Source organism: Streptomyces sp. NPDC050528, from assembly GCF_044457795.1.
GTDB lineage: Bacteria > Actinomycetota > Actinomycetes > Streptomycetales > Streptomycetaceae > Streptomyces.
Map to the genome: position 1 here is coordinate 223,223 of NZ_JBITHH010000004.1, position 16,251 is coordinate 239,473.

Consider the following 16,251-nt stretch of genomic DNA (forward strand, 5'->3'; position numbering starts at 1 on the left):
AACGAGCACGGGAGGCCGGACATGCCGGGTCCACTGGAAGGCAAGGTCGCGCTGGTCGCGGGCGCGACACGCGGAGCGGGGCGCGGGATCGCCGTGGAACTGGGCGCGGCCGGCGCCACCGTCTACGTCACCGGGCGCAGCACCCGCGCGCGGCGCTCCGAGTACGACCGGCCCGAGACGATCGAGGACACCGCCGACCTCGTCACCGCGGCCGGTGGCCGGGGCGTCGCGGTCCCCACGGACCACCTGGACCCCTCGGCCGTACGCGCCCTCGTCGACCGTATCGACGACGAACAGGGCCGCCTCGACCTCCTCGTCAACGACATCTGGGGCGGCGAGCACCTCTTCGCCTGGGACACCCCCGTCTGGGAACACGACCTCGACAAAGGGCTCCGCATTCTCAGGCTCGCGGTCGAGACGCACGCGATCACCAGCCACCACGCGCTGCCCCTGCTGCTGCGCGGGTCCGGCGGCCTGGTCGTCGAGATGACCGACGGGACCGCCGAGTACAACCGCGACACCTACCGCGTCTCCTTCTTCTACGACCTCGCCAAGACGTCCGTCCTGCGCATGGCCTTCGCCCTCGGCCACGAACTCGGTCAACGCGGCGCCACCGCCGTCGCGTTGACCCCGGGCTGGCTGCGCTCCGAGATCATGCTCGACCAGTTCGGCGTACGCGAGGACAACTGGCGCGACGCCCTGGCCCAGGTCCCGCACTTCGCCATCTCGGAGACCCCGCGCTACGTCGGCCGCGCCGTCGCCGCCCTCGCCGCCGACCCTCAAGTGGCCCGCTGGAACGGGCAGTCACTGTCCAGCGGCGGACTCGCCCCGGTGTACGGCTTCACGGACCTGGACGGGAGCCGCCCGGACGCGTGGCGGTACTTGGTGGAGGTGCAGGACGCGGGGAAACCGGCGGACGTGACCGGCTATCGGTGAGGTGCGGGGTCAGATCTGGGTCACCGGCCAGCGCCCCGAGTGGCCCGGCGGGAGCGCCAGATCGTCCCGTACGGCCGCGTAGTAGCCCTCGCGTCTGGCGCGCTGACGCTCCATCAACTCCCGCCAGGCATGCGGGTCGTGGGTCTCCGCGCGCATGAACCGCTCCATCGCCATCACCGCGCCGACCCACGCCCGTGCCTTGTTCACCACCTCCGTGCTCCCCAGCAGGAGCAGCGCCTCACCGGGCGGATCCCGGTCCACGGTCGCCTCGGCCAGCAGCGGTTCCGCCTCGGCCGGGGACAGGGGGTGCGGATGCGGGTCGTTGCCGAAGTGCGAGGCGACCCGGTAGGTCAGGGTCACCGACTTCTTCAGCGACCGGGCGTACTCGGCGTACACCTCCAGCCGCCGCTCCTCCCAACGGGCGTCCCGCTCACGGCGGAACCTCGCCTGATCGCCCCGGACGATCGCGACGTACGAGCCGAGGGCGCCGATCACGACACCGATCAGCGCGGGGAGTTGCTGGATGAAGGCGTTCATGTCCGCACGGTATCTGCCGAGTTGATCGTTCCGGCAGTACGTTCGGGGCCATGACTGACACAACGCGCTTCCAGGGGTACGGAGTTCTCGTCACCGGTGCGGCCCGGGGCATTGGCGCGGCCATCTCCCGGCGGCTCGCGGAGGAGGGGGCGCGGGTGCTGGTGACCGATGTCGATCTGCCCGAGGCGGAGAAGACGGCGGCGGCACTGCGTGAACTCGGGCTGGAGACGGAGGCGTTCGGCTGCGACGTGGGGGACCGGGAGGCGGTGGAGCGGGCCGTCGCCCGGGCCGTCGAGTCGTTCGGGGCGCTCGATGTTCTCGTCAACAGCGCCGCGCACTGTACGCCCGACGTCCCGCTCTTCGAGGACGAGCCCGACGACGAGTGGGCGAGTGACCTCGACATCACGCTGACGGGGACCTTCCGCTGCTGCCGCGCCGCGCTTCCGCACCTGGTCGCTTCGGGACGCGGGGCGATCGTCAACATCGGTTCCGTGAACGGCAGTCAGGACTTCGGCAACCACGCCTACAGCGCCGCCAAGGCCGGACTCACCTCGCTGACCCGCACCCTCGCCGGGCATGCCGGACGGCGCGGCGTGCGGGTCAATCTGGTGATGCCGGGCACGGTGCGGACCTCCGCGTGGGAGGGGCGGGACGACCAACTGGACGCCGTCAGCGGGCTGTTCCCGCTCGGCCGGGTCGGTGAGCCCGAGGACATCGCCGCGGCCGTCGCGTTCCTCGCCTCGCGGGACGCGTCCTGGATCACCGGCACGACCCTCGCCGTCGACGGCGGGCTCACCGCGGTCAACTCCGGGTTCCGGCAGTCCCTTTCAGAGCGCGGGGCCGAGGGGCAGTGAAGCCAGCGCCGCCAGCACCCGGTCCGTATCGGCCTCGGACGTACGCCAGTTGCTGAACGCGGCGCGCAGTGCGGGTGTCCCGTCGTAGACCGTCGGCGTCAGGAACGCCTCGCCGGTGGCGGCGACGGCTTCCGCGACGGCGGCCACTCGCTCGTGCGTGGGGTTCTCGGCGAGCGTGAAGCAGACGACGTTCAGACGGACCGGCGCGGACAGCCGCAGGCCCGGGAGCGCGGCGATGCCCTCGCCGAGCCGGTGGGCGAGGGCCACGTTGCGCTCGACGATCTCGCGGTGCCCGGCGCGGCCGTAGGCCATGAGGGAGAACCAGGCGGGGAGGGCGCGCAGGCGCCGGGAGTTCTCGGGGGCGAGGTGGAGGAAGTCGGGGTCGCCGGTTGGTGCGCCCAGGTACGGGGACGCGTTGTGGAACACCCTGGTCTGGAGGTCGCGGCGGCGGGTGAACTGGACGGCCGCGTCGTAGGGGACGTTGAGCCACTTGTGGAGGTCGACGCAGACCGAGTCGGCCGCGTCGAGGCCGTCGACGAGGTGGGCGTGGGCGGGGGAGAGCGCGGCGAAGCCACCGAACGCGGCGTCCACGTGCAGCCAGAAGTCGTGCCGTTCCTTGAGGGTGGCGATCGCGCGCAGGTCGTCGAAGTCGACGGTGTTCACGGTGCCGGCGTTCGCTACGACGATCGCCGGGCGTCCCTTCAACTCGGCGAGAGCGGCGTCGAGTTGGGCCACGTCGACGGCCTCGCGTCTGTCGGCGAGCACGGGTACGTGGCGCAGCCGGTTACGGCCGATGCCCAGCACGGACAGGGCCTTGGCGACGCTGGAGTGCGGGCTGCCGGAGAGCACGTCGACCGGGCCGAGCGCGGCGGCCCCGTCCTGCGACACGTCCACGCCCAGGCGCTCGCCGAGCCACTCGCGGGCGACGGCGAGCCCCACCATGTTGGACACGCTCGCGCCGGTGACGAAGGCCCCGGAGTGCGCCTCGCCGAGCCCGAACAGCTCGCGCAGCCAGCCGACCGTCTCCCGCTCCAGGGCCGCCGCCCAGGAACCGGTCGCGCCGGACACGTTCTGGTCGTACGCACTGGTCAGCCAGTCCCCGGTGACCGACGCGGGTGTCGCGCCGCCGGTCACGAAGCCCAGGTAGCGCGGACCCGCCGACCCCGAAAGCCCGGGCGCCCACCGCTCGCCGAACCGTGCGAGCGCCGCCTCTCCACCGGCCCCCTCGACCGGCAACGGCTCCCGCTCGGGCGCCTTGTCGAGCCGGACGACCGGCCGCTCGGCGACCTCGGCCAGCTCACGGGCGGCGAGGTCACGGGCGGACTGGAGGAGTTCGGGGAGCCGGGAGAGGTCGTCGGCGAGAGTGCGGTGCATGGGCGGCAGCGTAGGGGGATGCGGTGGGTGGGGTATCGGGCCACTTCGGGGGAACTGGCCTGATACGGCGGGAACCACCCCGGTGGTCGGCGCCGGGGAAAATGCCTTGGGCGGTGTCGGGCCGTGCCGGAGGATGGGGAGGTGCACCTCCCTTACGTCCACCGCGTCACCAAGTACGACCCCGCCGACCGGGACGAACACGGGCACTACACCGGCAACGAGGACGTCTTCAGCGATCACGGTGAGGTCGAGGCGGCCTATCTTCAGGCAGTCGAGGCGTTCGCCGCCGAAGTCGGTGTCGACCGTCTGTCCGTCCGCGAGCCCTGGGTCGTGTCCCTGGCCCACTTCGGCGTCGAGCCACCCGTGGAGGGGTTCGGGCTCGCCGGGATCTTCCCGAAGGACCTCACCGGCTTCCACGACGGAGCGGAGGTGCCGCTCGACGTCGCGCTGGAGCTGGTGCGGATCATGCTGCGCGACAACGGCGCCTGGTGCCGGCTGGAGGTGGAGGGCACGTTGGCGGTGCACGTCGGATGGGACCAGTACCTCTTCATCGGCAGCAGCCACCCGTGCGAGGAGGCGTCGGCGCGGACCCGTGCGCTCGGGCTGTTCCCGGAACTCGTGGACGCCTCGCCGTACGACGTGGAGACCGACAGCGAGGATGTCCGGCCGCCGGGCGACGACGAGTTCTGGGCTCGGCTGCGCCGGTCGGTCGACGCGGGCCGCGCCGGACTCCTGGAGGAGACGTACATCGAGGGCGCCTCACGCTGGCACCGCCTCACCCGCGACACCCTCGACACGGTACGAGCGGGGATCGGTCCGCGCGCCCGGCTGGAGGTGTGGCCCGGCCCGTCCTCCGACGTCGAAGCGGTCCTCGGCGCTCTTCCCGCCGACGGCGACGGCCTGGTCGAATGCGTCTGGCAGGACAAGGACGGCCGGATCCACAGTGTCGTCGCCCACGAGGACGAGTTCCCGGAACTGACCGCTCGGGTGTCCGGTGCTGACGCCGCGATGCTCCTGTCCATGAACGCCGATGAACGTGTCCCCCTGTTCACCGCTGTCATGCCCGACGCCGACGGAGTGGTACGGGTCCGCGTCTGAAAATGTCACCGAGTGACGAGGAAAGTCACCGTTTCGTTGCAGCGTGTCCGCGTCTACAACCGCCACCCGGGTACACCGGTCTAGTTGGCAGAGATCGCAGTTCAGGCTGAGGGGGAGGGTCCGACATGGGGGACATACGCAGACGAGGCGCCATAGCGCTCGGCATCACCGGGCTGGTGGCACCGCTCACGCTGGTGCTGGGCGGCGGGCAGGCGCAGGCGGCGACGAGCTGTACGACGCAGGCGGGGCCGTATCAGAAGCAGGTCGAGAAGTTCCTGGGCCGGCCGGTCGACGGGAAGCAGTCCGCCGCCGACTGCAAGGCGATCAAGGCCTTCCAGACCAAGCACGGCATCACGCCGAACATCGGTTACGCCGGGTCCGTCACCTGGGGCGTGATGGACCTGATGAACAAGCAGAAGGCCGTGGGCAACAAGCCCAACGCGGCCGGCAAGTGCCCGACGAACAAGGGCCGGATCGCCTGCGTCAACCTCACGCTCCAGATCAGCTGGATCCAGGACGGCAGCCGGCTCGTCTACGGCCCGGTCCCGGTGCGCACCGGCCGCAACGGGTACGAGACCCGCACCGGTCTGAAGAAGATCTACTGGCGGGACATCGACCACGTCTCGAACATCTACAACGTGCCGATGCCGTACAGCCAGTTCTTCGACGGCGGCCAGGCCTTCCACTCCGTCAACCTCAGCATGTGGAACCCGCCGGGCTCGCACGGCTGCGTCAACATGACCCCGGCCACCGCGAAGAAGTACTGGTCGCTGCTGAAGAACGGCGACGACGTCTTCGTGTACGGCCGCAAGCTGGGCACGTGACATAGGCGCCCGGCTTGCTCAACTCCCTTGGTGTGACGTGCCGTTACGCGGGCGCGTCCCCGAAGTCCGGGATCTCCAGCCTCGCCCCGCCCTGCCGTGCCGAGTCGTGCGCGATGATGCCCGGCAGGGTGTAGCGGGCCGCGACCCACGCGTTCACGGACGGCAGGGTGCGGGAGTTGACCGCGGTCACGAAGTCGTCCGCCAGGAAGTGGTGGCTGCCCTCGTGGCCGTTGTGCAGGTTGTCGAACTCCCGCGGCAGCCGCGAGCGGTCGTGCACCGGCGCCGAGCCGGAGGTGAAGGCGGCACGGAGGTCCGGCGCGATGTGCTGAAGTGACGGATCGTCAGGAGACATGGTGGGCTTGGGCTCCAGCAGCTCGCTGATGTCCTGCACCCCCTTCTTGTCCTGCCAGAAGGCCACCGTCGCGAGCTGCTCCATGCTCGCGTCCGTGCCGAAGAACCGGAAGCGCGACTCCCGGATCTGCGAGGGATAGCCGACCCGCCGGAACTCGTTCGTACGGAACGAACCGCCGCCCGCGACCTCGAACAGCGCGGTGGCGTTGGAGAAGTCGTTGCCGAACTGGCTGACGTCCTTGTCGAAGACCCCGTCCCCGCGCTCGTCGACGACCCCGATCGCCGACACACTCACCGCGTGCGTCTGCCACGCGCCGAGCACCCCGCCCACCGAGTGCGTCGGGTAGAGGAGCGGCGGATAGCTGGCGGTGGCCTTCCAGTTGTCGCCGCCGCTGTACTGGTACGCCTCGTAGAACCCCAGGTCCATGTCGTGGACGTAGTCGCCCTCGGCGTAGAAAATTCGCCCGAAGGAGCCCTCTGCGATCTGGTTGCGGGCGTGCACGGTCGCCGGGTTGTACTGGCTGGTCTCGCCCATCATGTACGTCAGTCCGGTCGCCTTGACGGCGTCGATGATCGCCGCGATCTCCTCCGTGCTGATCGCCATGGGGACCGCGGAGTACACGTGCTTGCCGGCGCCGAGCCCCTGGAGGACCAGGGGGCCGTGCGTCCAGCGCTGGGTGAAGATCGCGACGGCGTCGACGGCCTTCGACTCCAGCATCGCCTCGTAGGAGGGGAAAGTGCCCGCCAGCCCTTGTTCGGCGACCAGTTGCTCCGCCCGCTCCGGCAGGAGGTCGGTCACATGGACCTCGCTCACGCCCGGGTGGGCCTGGAACAGTCGGGCGAACTGGCCGGAGAACTGGCCTGCTCCGACGATGCCGAGGGAGAACGTCATGGGTGCGTGTCCTTCTCTGACGGGGATTTCCCTGAGCGGAAATCACTGAACGAACATCACTGGCCGAGGATGAAGTTGATCTGTTTGTTGGTCTTGCTCAGGCCGCCGACCGGTGCGTCGTTGGCGTAGACGTCCTGCATGGCGGGGCGCATCAACGCGTACACGTCCGCCGAGTAGTTGGTGATCGGGAAGGAGAAGGTGGTGAAGTCCTTCTTGTCGGCGACCGGCCGGGTGAAGGCCGTGACGTCGATGCCCTGCTTCTTGTAGGCGGCGACGGCCGCCTTCGTGCCGTCCGGGGTCGCGGGGAAGACGATGCCGTAACTGCCCACGGTCTTCTGGCAGTTGTCCGATGACAGGTAGGTCACCCACTTCCGCGCGCCCGCCTTGTTGTGGGCGTTCTTGGTGATCGAGTCGGCCAGTCCGTTCATCATGGTCGCCCGTTTCCCGGTCGGACCGGTAGGGGTGTAGGTGGTGCCGATCTTGATTCCCTTGGCCGCGGCGTACGTGGAGATCATCCAGGCGCCGTCGAACGCGGTCGCCGCCTTGCCCGCCGCGATCTGCGCGTTGGGCGGGTTGGCGCCGTCGCTGTAGTCCGTGAACGGGGCGAGATAGCCCTTCTTCGCCAGGCCGAAGTACCACTTGACCGTCGACTGGTAGGTCTTGCTGTCGTACTGGTACTGCGTGCCCCAGCGCTTCTTGTCCGTGTAGTTCCAGCCCGCCGAGGCGGTGAAGGGACTCCACGTGGTCTGGCCGTCGGAGTCACCGGCGCCCCCGGTGGCCATGCCGTACACCTTGACGTGGTGCTTGTCGAAGCCGGGTTCGTCGCCGCGCTTGCCGTTCCTGTCGACGGTCAGATGGGCGATGGCCTTCTCGAAGGTGCCGCCGTCCGTCGGGTTCCAGGACAGGGTGTTGAGCTGCTCGGCGCTCAGACCCGCCGACTTGGCCATCTTCTGGTTGTAGAAGAGGGCGACGGTGTCCCAGTCCTTGGGTGCGCCGTACTGGTGCCCGTCCTGGCCCTGCCAGTTGGCGGCGAGACCGGGCTGATAGGCGGACGCGTCGATGCCGAGGTCGTCCAGCGGCTGGAGCACCTTGAGGTCGGCGAACTGGCCGAACTTCTGGATGTGGTCGGTGAATACGTCCGGCTGGGTGCCCGCGATGAAGCTCGCGGTGAGCTTGGTCCAGTAGTCGGCCCAGCCCAACTGGGTGATTTTCACCTTGAGTCCGGGGTTCTGCCGCTCGAAGCCCTTCGCGCAGGCCTGGTAGGCGGGGAGTTGGTTGGAGTCCCACAGCCAGTACGTCACCGTGTTCGAGGCCGAGCCCACGGAGTCGCCCTTCGCGCAGCCCGCCGTCAGGGAGAGCGCGAGCGCCCCGGTCAGTGCCATGACCGTACGAAATCGCATGCCCTGCCCCTTACTTGATTCCGGTGAAGCTGATGGAACTCACGATGCGGCGCGCGAACACCCCGAAGAGCACGAGCATCGGGAGCGCGGCGATGAGGGTCGCCGCCATCAGGCCCGACCAGTCGTAGCCGGTCTGCGGGGTCTGCGAGCGGAAGATCGCCAGGGCCACCGACAGCACGCGGGAACTGTCGCTGTACGACACCATCAGCGGCCAGAAGTAGTCGTTCCAGGACGTGATGTACGTCAGTACGCCCAGGGTCAGGACCGGCGTGGCCGCCATCGGGAGCAGGACCCGGAAGAAGACGCGGATCTTGCCCGCGCCGTCGAGCAGCGCGGCCTCCTCGACCTCGCGCGGGATGTTCATGAAGAACTGCTTGAGGAAGAACACCGCGAACGGCGTCATGAACATCGTCGGCAGCGAGATCCCCAACAGGGTGTCCACGAGCCCGAGTTGCTTGATGAGGACGAAGTTCGGCAGCAGGGTGAAGATCGCCGGCACCATCAGCCCGGCCAGGAACAGCCCGAACATCCGGTCCCGGCCGCGCCAGCGGAGCCGGGCGAAGGCGTAGGCGGCCATCGCGGAGAAGAACACCTGGCAGACGGTGATCAGGGTCGAGACGATCACCGAGTTGAGTAGATAGCGCCAGAACTTCAGTCCGCCGCCAGAACCGCCCTGTGCGATCGCCTCCTTGGTCGACTGGAGACCAAGTGCTCGTTCGAAGCCGCCGGTGGTGAAGTCGACCGGCAGCGGGTCCGAGGGGTGGGCGGCGAGGCCGGTGTTGGTGGAGAGCGCGGTGCGCAGGATCCAGTAGAAGGGCAGCAAAGTGATCAACATGATCGCGGCCATCGCGATCCAGGCGACGATCTTGCCGACGGAGGGGCGCGGCCGGGGCGGCCGTACGATCGCCTGCTTTGCCGTGGGCGTAGGGGTGTTGGGCACGTTGGGCGTGGTGGTCAGGGTGGCCATGTCGACTCCTTCCGGTCAGCCGAGGTCGGTCTGGCCGGCGCGGGTGAGCCGGTACTGGAGGAACGTGATCGCGCTCAGCACGATCAGCAGGGCCACGGACATCGCGGACGCGTAGCCGAACTGGAAGCGGCCGAAGGCGGAGCCGTAGATGTAGTACTGGAGGACGTTCGTCGCGTTCGCCGGGCCGCCCGCGGTGGTCACCGCGACCGTGTCGAACACCTGGAACGAACCGATCACCGTCATGATCAGCACGACCGCGAGGACCGGTCGCAGCAGCGGCATCGTGATCCGCCAGAACATGCGCCACTCGCTCGCGCCGTCCACCTTCGCGGCCTCGTACATGTCGCCCGGGATGGCCTGGAGCCCCGCGAACAGCAGCAGCGCGGTGTAGCCGACGTGCCGCCACACGTTGATCAGGGCGATCGTCGGGATCGCCCAGGTCTTGTCGGCGAGGAAGGGGATGTGGTCGAAGCCGAGCCCGCCGATGATCTCGTTGCCGATGCCGAGCTGGGTGTCGAGGATCCACAGCCAGACGATGCCGGCGACGACGTTCGACATCAGGTACGGCGTCAGCACGATCCCGCGCAACACGGCGGACTGGGTGAGCCGTTGGAGCAGGACCGCGATCGCGAGGGCGGCCACCGTCTGGATGCCGATGTTGATGAGCACGTACTCGACGGTGACCCTCAACGACGACCAGAAGATGGGGTCGTGGACCATCCGGTCATAGTTGTCGAGGCCCACCCACTTCGCCGGCGTCAGCAGGTTGAAGCGGGTGAAGCTCAGATAGATGCCCCGCAGGGTCGGCCAGAGCAGGAAGACCAGGAAGCCCAGCAGGGCCGGTGCGATGAAGACCGCCGCCAGCCGACCGTCGCCGCTGTCTTCACGGGCCCGCGGCCGACGGGTCGGGGGACTGCTTGAGGCGATGGTCATCTGGAGACTCCCTTGTCTACGACGGCTCGTCCTCGGGCCACTTACTTTCGTCACGAAAGAATCCAGGCGTCAATAGCCGTGCGAGGATCTTTTCTGTGCGGGATTGTGGCCGTAGAGTGACCCTGTTACTTCCAGAGGAAAAGAAACCTCGGGGAGGGAAACCTTGTGGGAGTGTGACCGTCATGACCACACGTGCCGCCAGCTGGCAGCCGCTGAGCCCCGGTGAACGCTCCGTCGCGATCGAGGTGCTCGTGCACGGCCCGCTGTCGCGCACCGACCTCGCGCGCCGCCTCGACCTCTCGGCGGGCAGCCTCACCCGCCTCACCAAGCCGCTGATCGAAACCGGCCTGCTGGTCGAGGTCCCCGACGGCGGCGGCCCGGCCGAGGTCCGCCAGGGCCGCCCCTCCCAACCCCTCGACGTGGTCGCCGAATCGCGCACGTTCCTCGGCCTCAAGGTCACCGAGGACATGGTCTACGGCGTCGTCACCACCCTCAGGAGCGACATCGTCGCCCGCCTCGACCGGCCGCTCACCACCCACGATCCCGCCCAAGTGGCCGATCTGCTGGGCGAGATGACCGGTGAACTCACCGCCCGTTTCCCCACGCTCACGGGTATCGGCATCGGCGTCGGCGGACTCGTCCAGGACCGTGCCGTGGTGGGGGAGTCGGCCTTCCTCCAGTGGAGCGACGTCCCGCTGGCCCAACTCGTCGAGGAGCGCACCGGGTTGCCGGTCGTCGTCGAGAACGACGTGGCCGCCCTCGTCGAGGCCGAGACGTGGTTCGGCGCCGGGCGCGGCCTCGACCGCTTCGTCGTCCTCACCATCGGCGCGGGCATCGGCTACGGCCTCGTCCTCGGCGGCAAGCGCGTGCCGTACGCCGAGGAGGACCGCGGGTTCGGCCGGCACTGGATCCTGAACCCCAACGGCCCGATCACCCCCGCAGGTCAACGGGGCAGCGCCGTCTCGCTGTTGACCATCCCCAGCATCCGCTACCAGATCCGCGCCGCCACCGGACTCGACCTGACCTACGAGGAGATCCTCGCCCGCGCCGCCGCCGGTGAGTCCATGCCCGCCCGCGTGATCGAGGAAGCGGCCCGCGCGCTGGGCACGTTGGTCGCCCAGATCGCCAACTTCGTGCTGCCGCAGAAGATTCTGCTCGCCGGTGAAGGAGTCGGCCTGATCGACGTGGCCGGCAAGACGGTGGACGACACGCTCCGCGCCCACCGGCATCCGCTGGCCGCCCCGCTCGACGTGGAGACGAAGGTGTCCGACTTCCACGACTGGGCGCGTGGCGCAGCGGTGTTGGCGATCCAGGTGCTGGTGCTGGGTGTGGCCGAGGTGTGAATTGCGTTACGGGGCTTGACAGATGACGTGATCAGCAACACGGTCCGATATGTCCGGTTAGCTCGTGATTACTCACATCGCCTTCACCTTCGGCGACGTATGCTTCACACCATGTCCACCAGCGTTGAATCAGCCACCGAGCGATCGGCAGCCGAGGTCAACGAGGAGATCAGGGCCCTGTGGCACCGATCGGGCGGGACACTGAGCGTCGAGCAGCGCGAGGAGTACCGACGGCTTGTGATGGAGTGGGCCGCCGCGGCTCCCCAGCCGGCCGAGGCGGCCTGAGCGCCGCCGCTGTCGACCGACGCAGGTGTCGTTGTCGGTTTCGGTTTCCCGCCGCCCGGCCATCCTCGTGACCCCGGTCCAGCCGGTCGAGCCCCTCTATCCAGACCCGACCGACCCGGTCGCCCCCGTCGAACTTCCTTGAGTGATCAGCCCCACATCGCCGAGTAGTGCCGCTGGAACGCCTTGCGGTCCTGCTCGGCGCGGATCCAGCGCGTCGCCACCAGCGCGATCAGGCTTCCCGCGATGACCAGCAGGCCCGGGCCCACGTTCTTCGGGTCCGTGAGCCGGGACGCCAGTGTCGTCGACCCCGCCGCCGTGGTGTTCGTCGCCGGCGCGGAGGTCCCGGGCGTCACCGAACCGGCGGCGGCGCTTCCGGCCGCCGAGGCGGACGGCGCGGGCGATGCGGCCGTCTTCGGCGCCACCAGCAGCTTCACGTTCAGCGCGGCCAGCGCCTTGGTCAGCGGCTGGAAGAACGTCGTACCGCCCGCCGTGCAGTCGCCGCTGCCGCCCGAGGTGACGCCCAGCGCGATGCCGTTGGCGAACAACGGGCCGCCGCTGTCGCCCGGTTCGGCACACACCGTGGTCTGGATGAGGCCGGTGACCGTGCCCTCGGGGTAGTTCACCGTCGCGTTGAGCGCGGTCACCTCGCCGTCGTGCAGCCCGCTGGTGCTGCCGCTGCGGAACACCTTCTCGCCCACGGCCGCGTCGGCGAGGCCCGTGATGGTCACCCCGCTGCCGTTGCCGATCGCGACGACGTCCGCGCCGTCGCCCGCCGAACCGCTCGCGTACTGCACCAACGAGAAGTCACTGCCGGGGAAGTTGTCGGAGACCGTCTTGCCCAGCTGCTGGTCGCCCTGGTTGTTGGCGAACCAGATCGACCCGACCGGTCCGCAGTGTCCGGCCGTGAGGATGAAGTCGTTCGTCCCGTCGGTCACGTTGAAGCCCGCCGAACAGCGCCCGCCGGTCGACAGGATGGGCTGCGCGCCGTTGATCCGGGTCGTGAACTTGCCCTCCGTGCGCTGCATCTGGACCGAGGCGCCGATGGCGGTCGCGACCTTCTTCATCGCGTTCCAGGCGGTGGCGGAGACGCTGCTGTCGGCCTCGACCAGCACCCGGTTGTTGCGGTAGTCCATCGCCCACGCGGTGCCCGGCACCTTCGGCGCCGAACTCAGCGTGGTGGCGGCCGAGTTCAGCTGGTTCATGCTGTACCGCACGACCTTCGCCTCGGCGCCCGCCTTCTTCACCTCGGCCGCCATCTTCTCGTCGGTCACCGCGACGACCGTACGGCCGCCGGTGTCGACCCAACTGCCCGCCGTACGGGCCGAACCGAGCTTCGCCACCAGGGCGGAACCCTTGTCGGCGGGTGTCTGTGGCGCACTGAGCGTGGCGGCGGACGTGCCGGAAGAGTCACTGGCCATGGCCGCCTGGGTGACCATGGCACCTCCCAGCAGGAGTCCGCCGACGGCCGCCAACCGTGTAACTCGCCGGATGACCCGTCGTCGTGCGTGCCTCATGCCTGGCTCCCGAACCCCGAACGTGCGGTGACGACACCGCGGGGCTCTCCGGTCGTTGAGTGCCCTTCCTCCATACGTGGCCCGGCGCCCTCCTGTTCACCGGACGGAAGATCGGCTTCGGTTCCTGCGGTCAACAGGCGCGCTGCACGGCCGAGTTGGCCAGGACGGTGCCCAGCCGCAGCCCGCTGCCCGCGTCGCCCCAGACGGCATCCGTGCCGACGTACGGGCGCAGCAGCGCGGTGAGGGCCGGGTCGCCGCGGCCGTTCAGCTCGTCGGAGGCGAGCTTGCGGGCGATGCCGGCGAGGAAGTCGGCCAGCTGAACCCGCGCGTCGGACCGGGCGGCGACGAGCTGTACGTCGCTCAGCGGGGCCGACTCCATGATCCAGGCGATCCGCTCCGGGGTGAGCATGTTCTGCCGGTCGTGCACCAGGCGGACGGGCCGGCCCTCGGCGAGCCAGTACAGGGCTGTGCTGACGATCGCGGGGAGGAGAGGGTTGAGCACCGGGAACAGCACCGGGGAGTCCCGCATGCGCTCCCGGTAGGACTCGGCGCGCGAGCGGGCGGCCGCGAGTCGGCCGACGACGACCCCCGCGGTCGTACCGGAATACAGGTCGCGCAGGGCGTCGGCCGTGCGGAAGAAGACGTCGGCGGGGTCCGTCGCCGGTCCGTCGTTCCTGACCCGCAGCAACTGGTTGGCGGCGGCGAGGAATTCGCGCCAGCCGTGCCCGCCGAAGGTCGGAGGCCCCGCGCGGAACAGGGTGATCGCCTCCGTGCCGTCGCCCTCTCCGCCGAGGAGCAGATCGACGGCACGGTCCACGACGAAGAACGTCTTCTCGATCAGATGCACATGGGCGTTGCCGTCGCGCAGCGGTCCGGCGGGGCCGAGGAACGACTCCAGCACGGCCCGGTGCTTGTCGCGCAGCAGATGGTTCGCCTTGTACTCCTCGGCGGGCGAGCGGATCCGGCGCCGGATCTCCTGCACATACGCGGCGGCCGTCTCCACGGGCAGCCGCACACTGGCATGGGCGAAGACATCCGTGTTCCCGCCGGTGAGATTCTCGCCGTCCGAGCCGGACTCGTCGCAGGCGATCTCCATGAAGGCGCCGTTCTCAGGCTTCCCGGTCATCGCACATCCCCCTGTCGTGTGCCTCATGACCAGCATCCCGCAGGCGCACTCACGTTGGCATGAACACCCGCCCCGGCTGCCATGATGACCCCATGCGCGTGCTGATGCCGGTCCCCGACCGCGACTTCGACGTCACCGAGGTCGCCGTGCCCTGGCGGGTGCTCCGCGACGCCGGGCACGAGGTCGTCTTCGCCACCGAAAGGGCCGGGACCGTGCCTGCCGCGGACCCCCGGCTGCTGACCGGGGTCCTCTTCGGGCAGCTCGGCGCCGAGGACGAACCCAAGCTGTTCTACCAACAGCTCACCGCCGCACCGGAGTTCGGCGACACGGTCGCGTGGGCCGACCTGGACGTGACCCGCTTCGACGGACTGCTGCTGCCCGGCGGACACGCGCCCGGGATGCGCCAGTACCTGGGATCCCCTGAACTGGGCGCCAAGGTAGGGGAGTTCTGGAGGCTCGGCCGCCCGGTCGGCGCGATCTGCCACGGCGTCCTCGTGCTGGCCCGGACCCAGGACCCGGACACCGGCCGCAGCGTGCTCGCCGGACGCCGTACGACCTGTCTGCCCAAGTACATGGAACGCACTGCCTACTTGAGCACTGCCTGGCGTCTCGGGCGCTACTACCGGACCTACCCGGCCTACGTCGAGGACGAGGTGCGGGCCGCCCTCGACGATCCCGGCACGCAGTTCGAGCGCGGCCCCAGGGAGCTCACCCGGCGCGGCACCGCGAGCGACGACACGCACGCGTTCGTCGTCCGGGACGGCACCTATCTGTCGGCGCGCTGGCCCGGCGACGCCTACCTTTTCGCCCGCCGGTATCTCGATCTGCTGCGGGCCCCCGAGGGTGCTTAGACTGCCGACCATGGACGAGACCCCGCTGGACCGGCTCGGCGCAGGCCAGTACCTGCTGATCACCAGTTACCGCAAGAACGGCTCCCCGGTCGCCACCCCGGTGTGGGTCGTGCGCGACGGCGACACCCTCGGCGTGTGGACGGTCGCCGACTCCTGGAAGGTCAAGCGCATCCGGGCCCGCGCCGATGTCCTCGTCGGCCCCTGCGACCTGCGCGGCAACCCGACCGGCAGCCCGGTCCCGGGCACCGCCGAGATCGTCGACGCCGAGACCACCGCCCACTACCGCGCCCTCATCAAGCGGAAGTACGGCCTCACCGGCCGCATCACGCTGCTGGGCAGCCGGCTGCGCCGAGGACTCGACGGCACCGTCGGCATCCGCGTGACGCTCACCCCCTGAGGACGGTTCCCCTTGCACACCGAACCCCGGGAGCGCCCGTGGACCCCGCGCTGAACCCGGCCGACCTGCCGTTGCGGCAGGAGCGGATCGTCTTCGCCCGGATGCGCGGCACCCAGGACCGGGTCGCCGACGCGATCACCGCCTTCGCCGGCACCATGCTCTTCGTCTACCTCCACGCCTTCTGGTTCGCCGTCTGGATCGCCCTCAACGAAGGGCTCCTCGGGCAGGCCGGGATCTTCGACCCGTACCCCTACGGGCTCCTCACGATGATCGTCAGCCTGGAGGCCATCTTCCTGTCGACCTTCGTCATGGTGAGCCAGAACCGCCAGGCGGCCCGCGAGAACGTCCGCGCCGACCTCGACTTCGAGACCAACCTCCGCTCCGAGGTGTGGTCCGCCCACATCGGCGCCGCGCTCGGCCTCGACCCCCGCGAGGTCGAACAACGCGTCCAGGAACTCCTCACCGAGAACCGCGCCAAGATGAACGGCGGCACGCAGAAGCAGAGTTGAGCATCCCCGCCACTTGGCTTGCACGATGAAGGGGCCGCAGTTGTCGCGCTGCGGCCCCTT

General features: G+C 69.5%; 17 protein-coding genes. 9 read left to right on the forward strand and 8 right to left on the reverse strand.

Features of this window, described 5'->3' with window-relative positions:
• Positions 1–21 precede the first annotated feature (21 nt).
• Positions 22–936, forward strand: coding sequence for an SDR family oxidoreductase (locus tag ACIBK4_RS15905; RefSeq protein ID WP_398995261.1), 915 nt, complete (start codon positions 22–24; stop codon positions 934–936).
• A 9-nt stretch (positions 937–945) separates the two neighbouring features.
• Here ACIBK4_RS15905 and ACIBK4_RS15910 read toward each other — a convergent pair whose 3' ends face one another.
• Complete coding sequence (locus tag ACIBK4_RS15910) at positions 946–1,473, reverse strand: hypothetical protein (protein ID WP_398995263.1); 528 nt, start codon at positions 1,471–1,473, stop codon at positions 946–948.
• Between the two features lie 50 nt (positions 1,474–1,523).
• Between ACIBK4_RS15910 and ACIBK4_RS15915 the strand changes: the two genes are divergently transcribed.
• Positions 1,524–2,327: an SDR family NAD(P)-dependent oxidoreductase gene (locus ACIBK4_RS15915; protein ID WP_398995265.1), complete on the forward strand. Its 804-nt coding sequence runs from the start codon at positions 1,524–1,526 to the stop codon at positions 2,325–2,327.
• On the opposite strand, the gene ACIBK4_RS15920 is transcribed toward ACIBK4_RS15915, so the two are convergent.
• Complete coding sequence (locus tag ACIBK4_RS15920; RefSeq protein WP_398995266.1) at positions 2,301–3,701, reverse strand: pyridoxal phosphate-dependent decarboxylase family protein; 1,401 nt, start codon at positions 3,699–3,701, stop codon at positions 2,301–2,303. The genes ACIBK4_RS15915 and ACIBK4_RS15920 overlap by 27 nt on opposite strands.
• 123 nt (positions 3,702–3,824) lie before the next feature.
• On the opposite strand from ACIBK4_RS15920, the gene ACIBK4_RS15925 reads away from it, so the two are divergent.
• Both ACIBK4_RS15925 and ACIBK4_RS15930 read left to right on the forward strand, forming a co-directional pair.
• Positions 3,825–4,799 carry an RNA-binding protein gene (locus tag ACIBK4_RS15925; RefSeq protein ID WP_398995267.1) on the forward strand — a complete coding sequence of 325 codons (975 nt, stop codon included), beginning with the start codon at positions 3,825–3,827 and terminating at the stop codon, positions 4,797–4,799.
• 125 nt (positions 4,800–4,924) lie between these two features.
• Positions 4,925–5,623: a L,D-transpeptidase family protein gene (locus tag ACIBK4_RS15930; protein WP_398995268.1), complete on the forward strand. Its 699-nt coding sequence runs from the start codon at positions 4,925–4,927 to the stop codon at positions 5,621–5,623.
• Between the two features lie 43 nt (positions 5,624–5,666).
• Here ACIBK4_RS15930 and ACIBK4_RS15935 read toward each other — a convergent pair whose 3' ends face one another.
• From ACIBK4_RS15935 to ACIBK4_RS15950, 4 genes are read right to left on the reverse strand one after another with little or no spacing between them, the layout of a single operon-like run.
• On the reverse strand, positions 5,667–6,866 hold the full coding sequence (locus ACIBK4_RS15935; protein ID WP_398995270.1) for a Gfo/Idh/MocA family protein: 1,200 nt from the start codon (positions 6,864–6,866) through the stop codon (positions 5,667–5,669).
• A 56-nt stretch (positions 6,867–6,922) separates the two neighbouring features.
• Positions 6,923–8,266, reverse strand: coding sequence for an ABC transporter substrate-binding protein (locus tag ACIBK4_RS15940; RefSeq protein ID WP_398995272.1), 1,344 nt, complete (start codon positions 8,264–8,266; stop codon positions 6,923–6,925).
• Positions 8,267–8,276: 10 nt separating this feature from the next.
• Positions 8,277–9,233 (reverse strand): carbohydrate ABC transporter permease, encoded by a 957-nt coding sequence (locus ACIBK4_RS15945; RefSeq protein WP_398995274.1) that lies wholly within the window; start codon positions 9,231–9,233, stop codon positions 8,277–8,279.
• A 15-nt stretch (positions 9,234–9,248) separates the two neighbouring features.
• Complete coding sequence (locus tag ACIBK4_RS15950) at positions 9,249–10,166, reverse strand: carbohydrate ABC transporter permease (protein ID WP_398995275.1); 918 nt, start codon at positions 10,164–10,166, stop codon at positions 9,249–9,251.
• Positions 10,167–10,348: 182 nt separating this feature from the next.
• On the opposite strand from ACIBK4_RS15950, the gene ACIBK4_RS15955 reads away from it, so the two are divergent.
• Both ACIBK4_RS15955 and ACIBK4_RS15960 read left to right on the forward strand, forming a co-directional pair.
• Complete coding sequence (locus tag ACIBK4_RS15955; RefSeq protein WP_398995277.1) at positions 10,349–11,509, forward strand: ROK family protein; 1,161 nt, start codon at positions 10,349–10,351, stop codon at positions 11,507–11,509.
• Positions 11,510–11,608: 99 nt separating this feature from the next.
• Positions 11,609–11,794 carry a hypothetical protein gene (locus tag ACIBK4_RS15960; protein WP_327399287.1) on the forward strand — a complete coding sequence of 62 codons (186 nt, stop codon included), beginning with the start codon at positions 11,609–11,611 and terminating at the stop codon, positions 11,792–11,794.
• A gap of 146 nt (positions 11,795–11,940) precedes the next feature.
• Here ACIBK4_RS15960 and ACIBK4_RS15965 read toward each other — a convergent pair whose 3' ends face one another.
• Both ACIBK4_RS15965 and ACIBK4_RS15970 read right to left on the reverse strand, forming a co-directional pair.
• The gene (locus tag ACIBK4_RS15965) at positions 11,941–13,308 is read right to left on the reverse strand and encodes a S1 family peptidase (protein ID WP_398995278.1); all 1,368 of its coding nucleotides are present in this window, start codon (positions 13,306–13,308) and stop codon (positions 11,941–11,943) included.
• 130 nt (positions 13,309–13,438) lie between these two features.
• Positions 13,439–14,434: a hypothetical protein gene (locus ACIBK4_RS15970; RefSeq protein ID WP_398995279.1), complete on the reverse strand. Its 996-nt coding sequence runs from the start codon at positions 14,432–14,434 to the stop codon at positions 13,439–13,441.
• Between the two features lie 92 nt (positions 14,435–14,526).
• Here ACIBK4_RS15970 and ACIBK4_RS15975 point away from each other — a divergent pair, with 92 nt between their 5' ends.
• The 3 genes from ACIBK4_RS15975 to ACIBK4_RS15985 are packed head-to-tail and all read left to right on the forward strand — an operon-like array spanning position 14,527 to position 16,191.
• Positions 14,527–15,285: a type 1 glutamine amidotransferase domain-containing protein gene (locus ACIBK4_RS15975; RefSeq protein ID WP_398995281.1), complete on the forward strand. Its 759-nt coding sequence runs from the start codon at positions 14,527–14,529 to the stop codon at positions 15,283–15,285.
• 10 nt (positions 15,286–15,295) lie between these two features.
• Positions 15,296–15,682: a PPOX class F420-dependent oxidoreductase gene (locus ACIBK4_RS15980; RefSeq protein WP_398995283.1), complete on the forward strand. Its 387-nt coding sequence runs from the start codon at positions 15,296–15,298 to the stop codon at positions 15,680–15,682.
• Positions 15,683–15,720: 38 nt separating this feature from the next.
• Positions 15,721–16,191 (forward strand): DUF1003 domain-containing protein, encoded by a 471-nt coding sequence (locus ACIBK4_RS15985; protein WP_398995284.1) that lies wholly within the window; start codon positions 15,721–15,723, stop codon positions 16,189–16,191.
• Positions 16,192–16,251 lie beyond the last annotated feature (60 nt).

Bases quoted from the DNA above. Each gene is read 5' to 3' on its own strand.
- ACIBK4_RS15905 (WP_398995261.1), top strand. From the start codon at position 22: ATGCCGGGTCCACTGGAAGGCAAGGTCGCGCTGGTCGCGGGCGCGACA.
- ACIBK4_RS15910 (WP_398995263.1), bottom strand. From the start codon at position 1,473: ATGAACGCCTTCATCCAGCAACTCCCCGCGCTGATCGGTGTCGTGATC.
- ACIBK4_RS15915 (WP_398995265.1), top strand. From the start codon at position 1,524: ATGACTGACACAACGCGCTTCCAGGGGTACGGAGTTCTCGTCACCGGT.
- ACIBK4_RS15920 (WP_398995266.1), bottom strand. From the start codon at position 3,701: ATGCACCGCACTCTCGCCGACGACCTCTCCCGGCTCCCCGAACTCCTC.
- ACIBK4_RS15930 (WP_398995268.1), top strand. From the start codon at position 4,925: ATGGGGGACATACGCAGACGAGGCGCCATAGCGCTCGGCATCACCGGG.
- ACIBK4_RS15935 (WP_398995270.1), bottom strand. From the start codon at position 6,866: ATGACGTTCTCCCTCGGCATCGTCGGAGCAGGCCAGTTCTCCGGCCAG.
- ACIBK4_RS15940 (WP_398995272.1), bottom strand. From the start codon at position 8,266: ATGCGATTTCGTACGGTCATGGCACTGACCGGGGCGCTCGCGCTCTCC.
- ACIBK4_RS15945 (WP_398995274.1), bottom strand. From the start codon at position 9,233: ATGGCCACCCTGACCACCACGCCCAACGTGCCCAACACCCCTACGCCC.
- ACIBK4_RS15950 (WP_398995275.1), bottom strand. From the start codon at position 10,166: ATGACCATCGCCTCAAGCAGTCCCCCGACCCGTCGGCCGCGGGCCCGT.
- ACIBK4_RS15955 (WP_398995277.1), top strand. From the start codon at position 10,349: ATGACCACACGTGCCGCCAGCTGGCAGCCGCTGAGCCCCGGTGAACGC.
- ACIBK4_RS15960 (WP_327399287.1), top strand. From the start codon at position 11,609: ATGCTTCACACCATGTCCACCAGCGTTGAATCAGCCACCGAGCGATCG.
- ACIBK4_RS15965 (WP_398995278.1), bottom strand. From the start codon at position 13,308: ATGAGGCACGCACGACGACGGGTCATCCGGCGAGTTACACGGTTGGCG.
- ACIBK4_RS15970 (WP_398995279.1), bottom strand. From the start codon at position 14,434: ATGACCGGGAAGCCTGAGAACGGCGCCTTCATGGAGATCGCCTGCGAC.
- ACIBK4_RS15975 (WP_398995281.1), top strand. From the start codon at position 14,527: ATGCGCGTGCTGATGCCGGTCCCCGACCGCGACTTCGACGTCACCGAG.
- ACIBK4_RS15980 (WP_398995283.1), top strand. From the start codon at position 15,296: ATGGACGAGACCCCGCTGGACCGGCTCGGCGCAGGCCAGTACCTGCTG.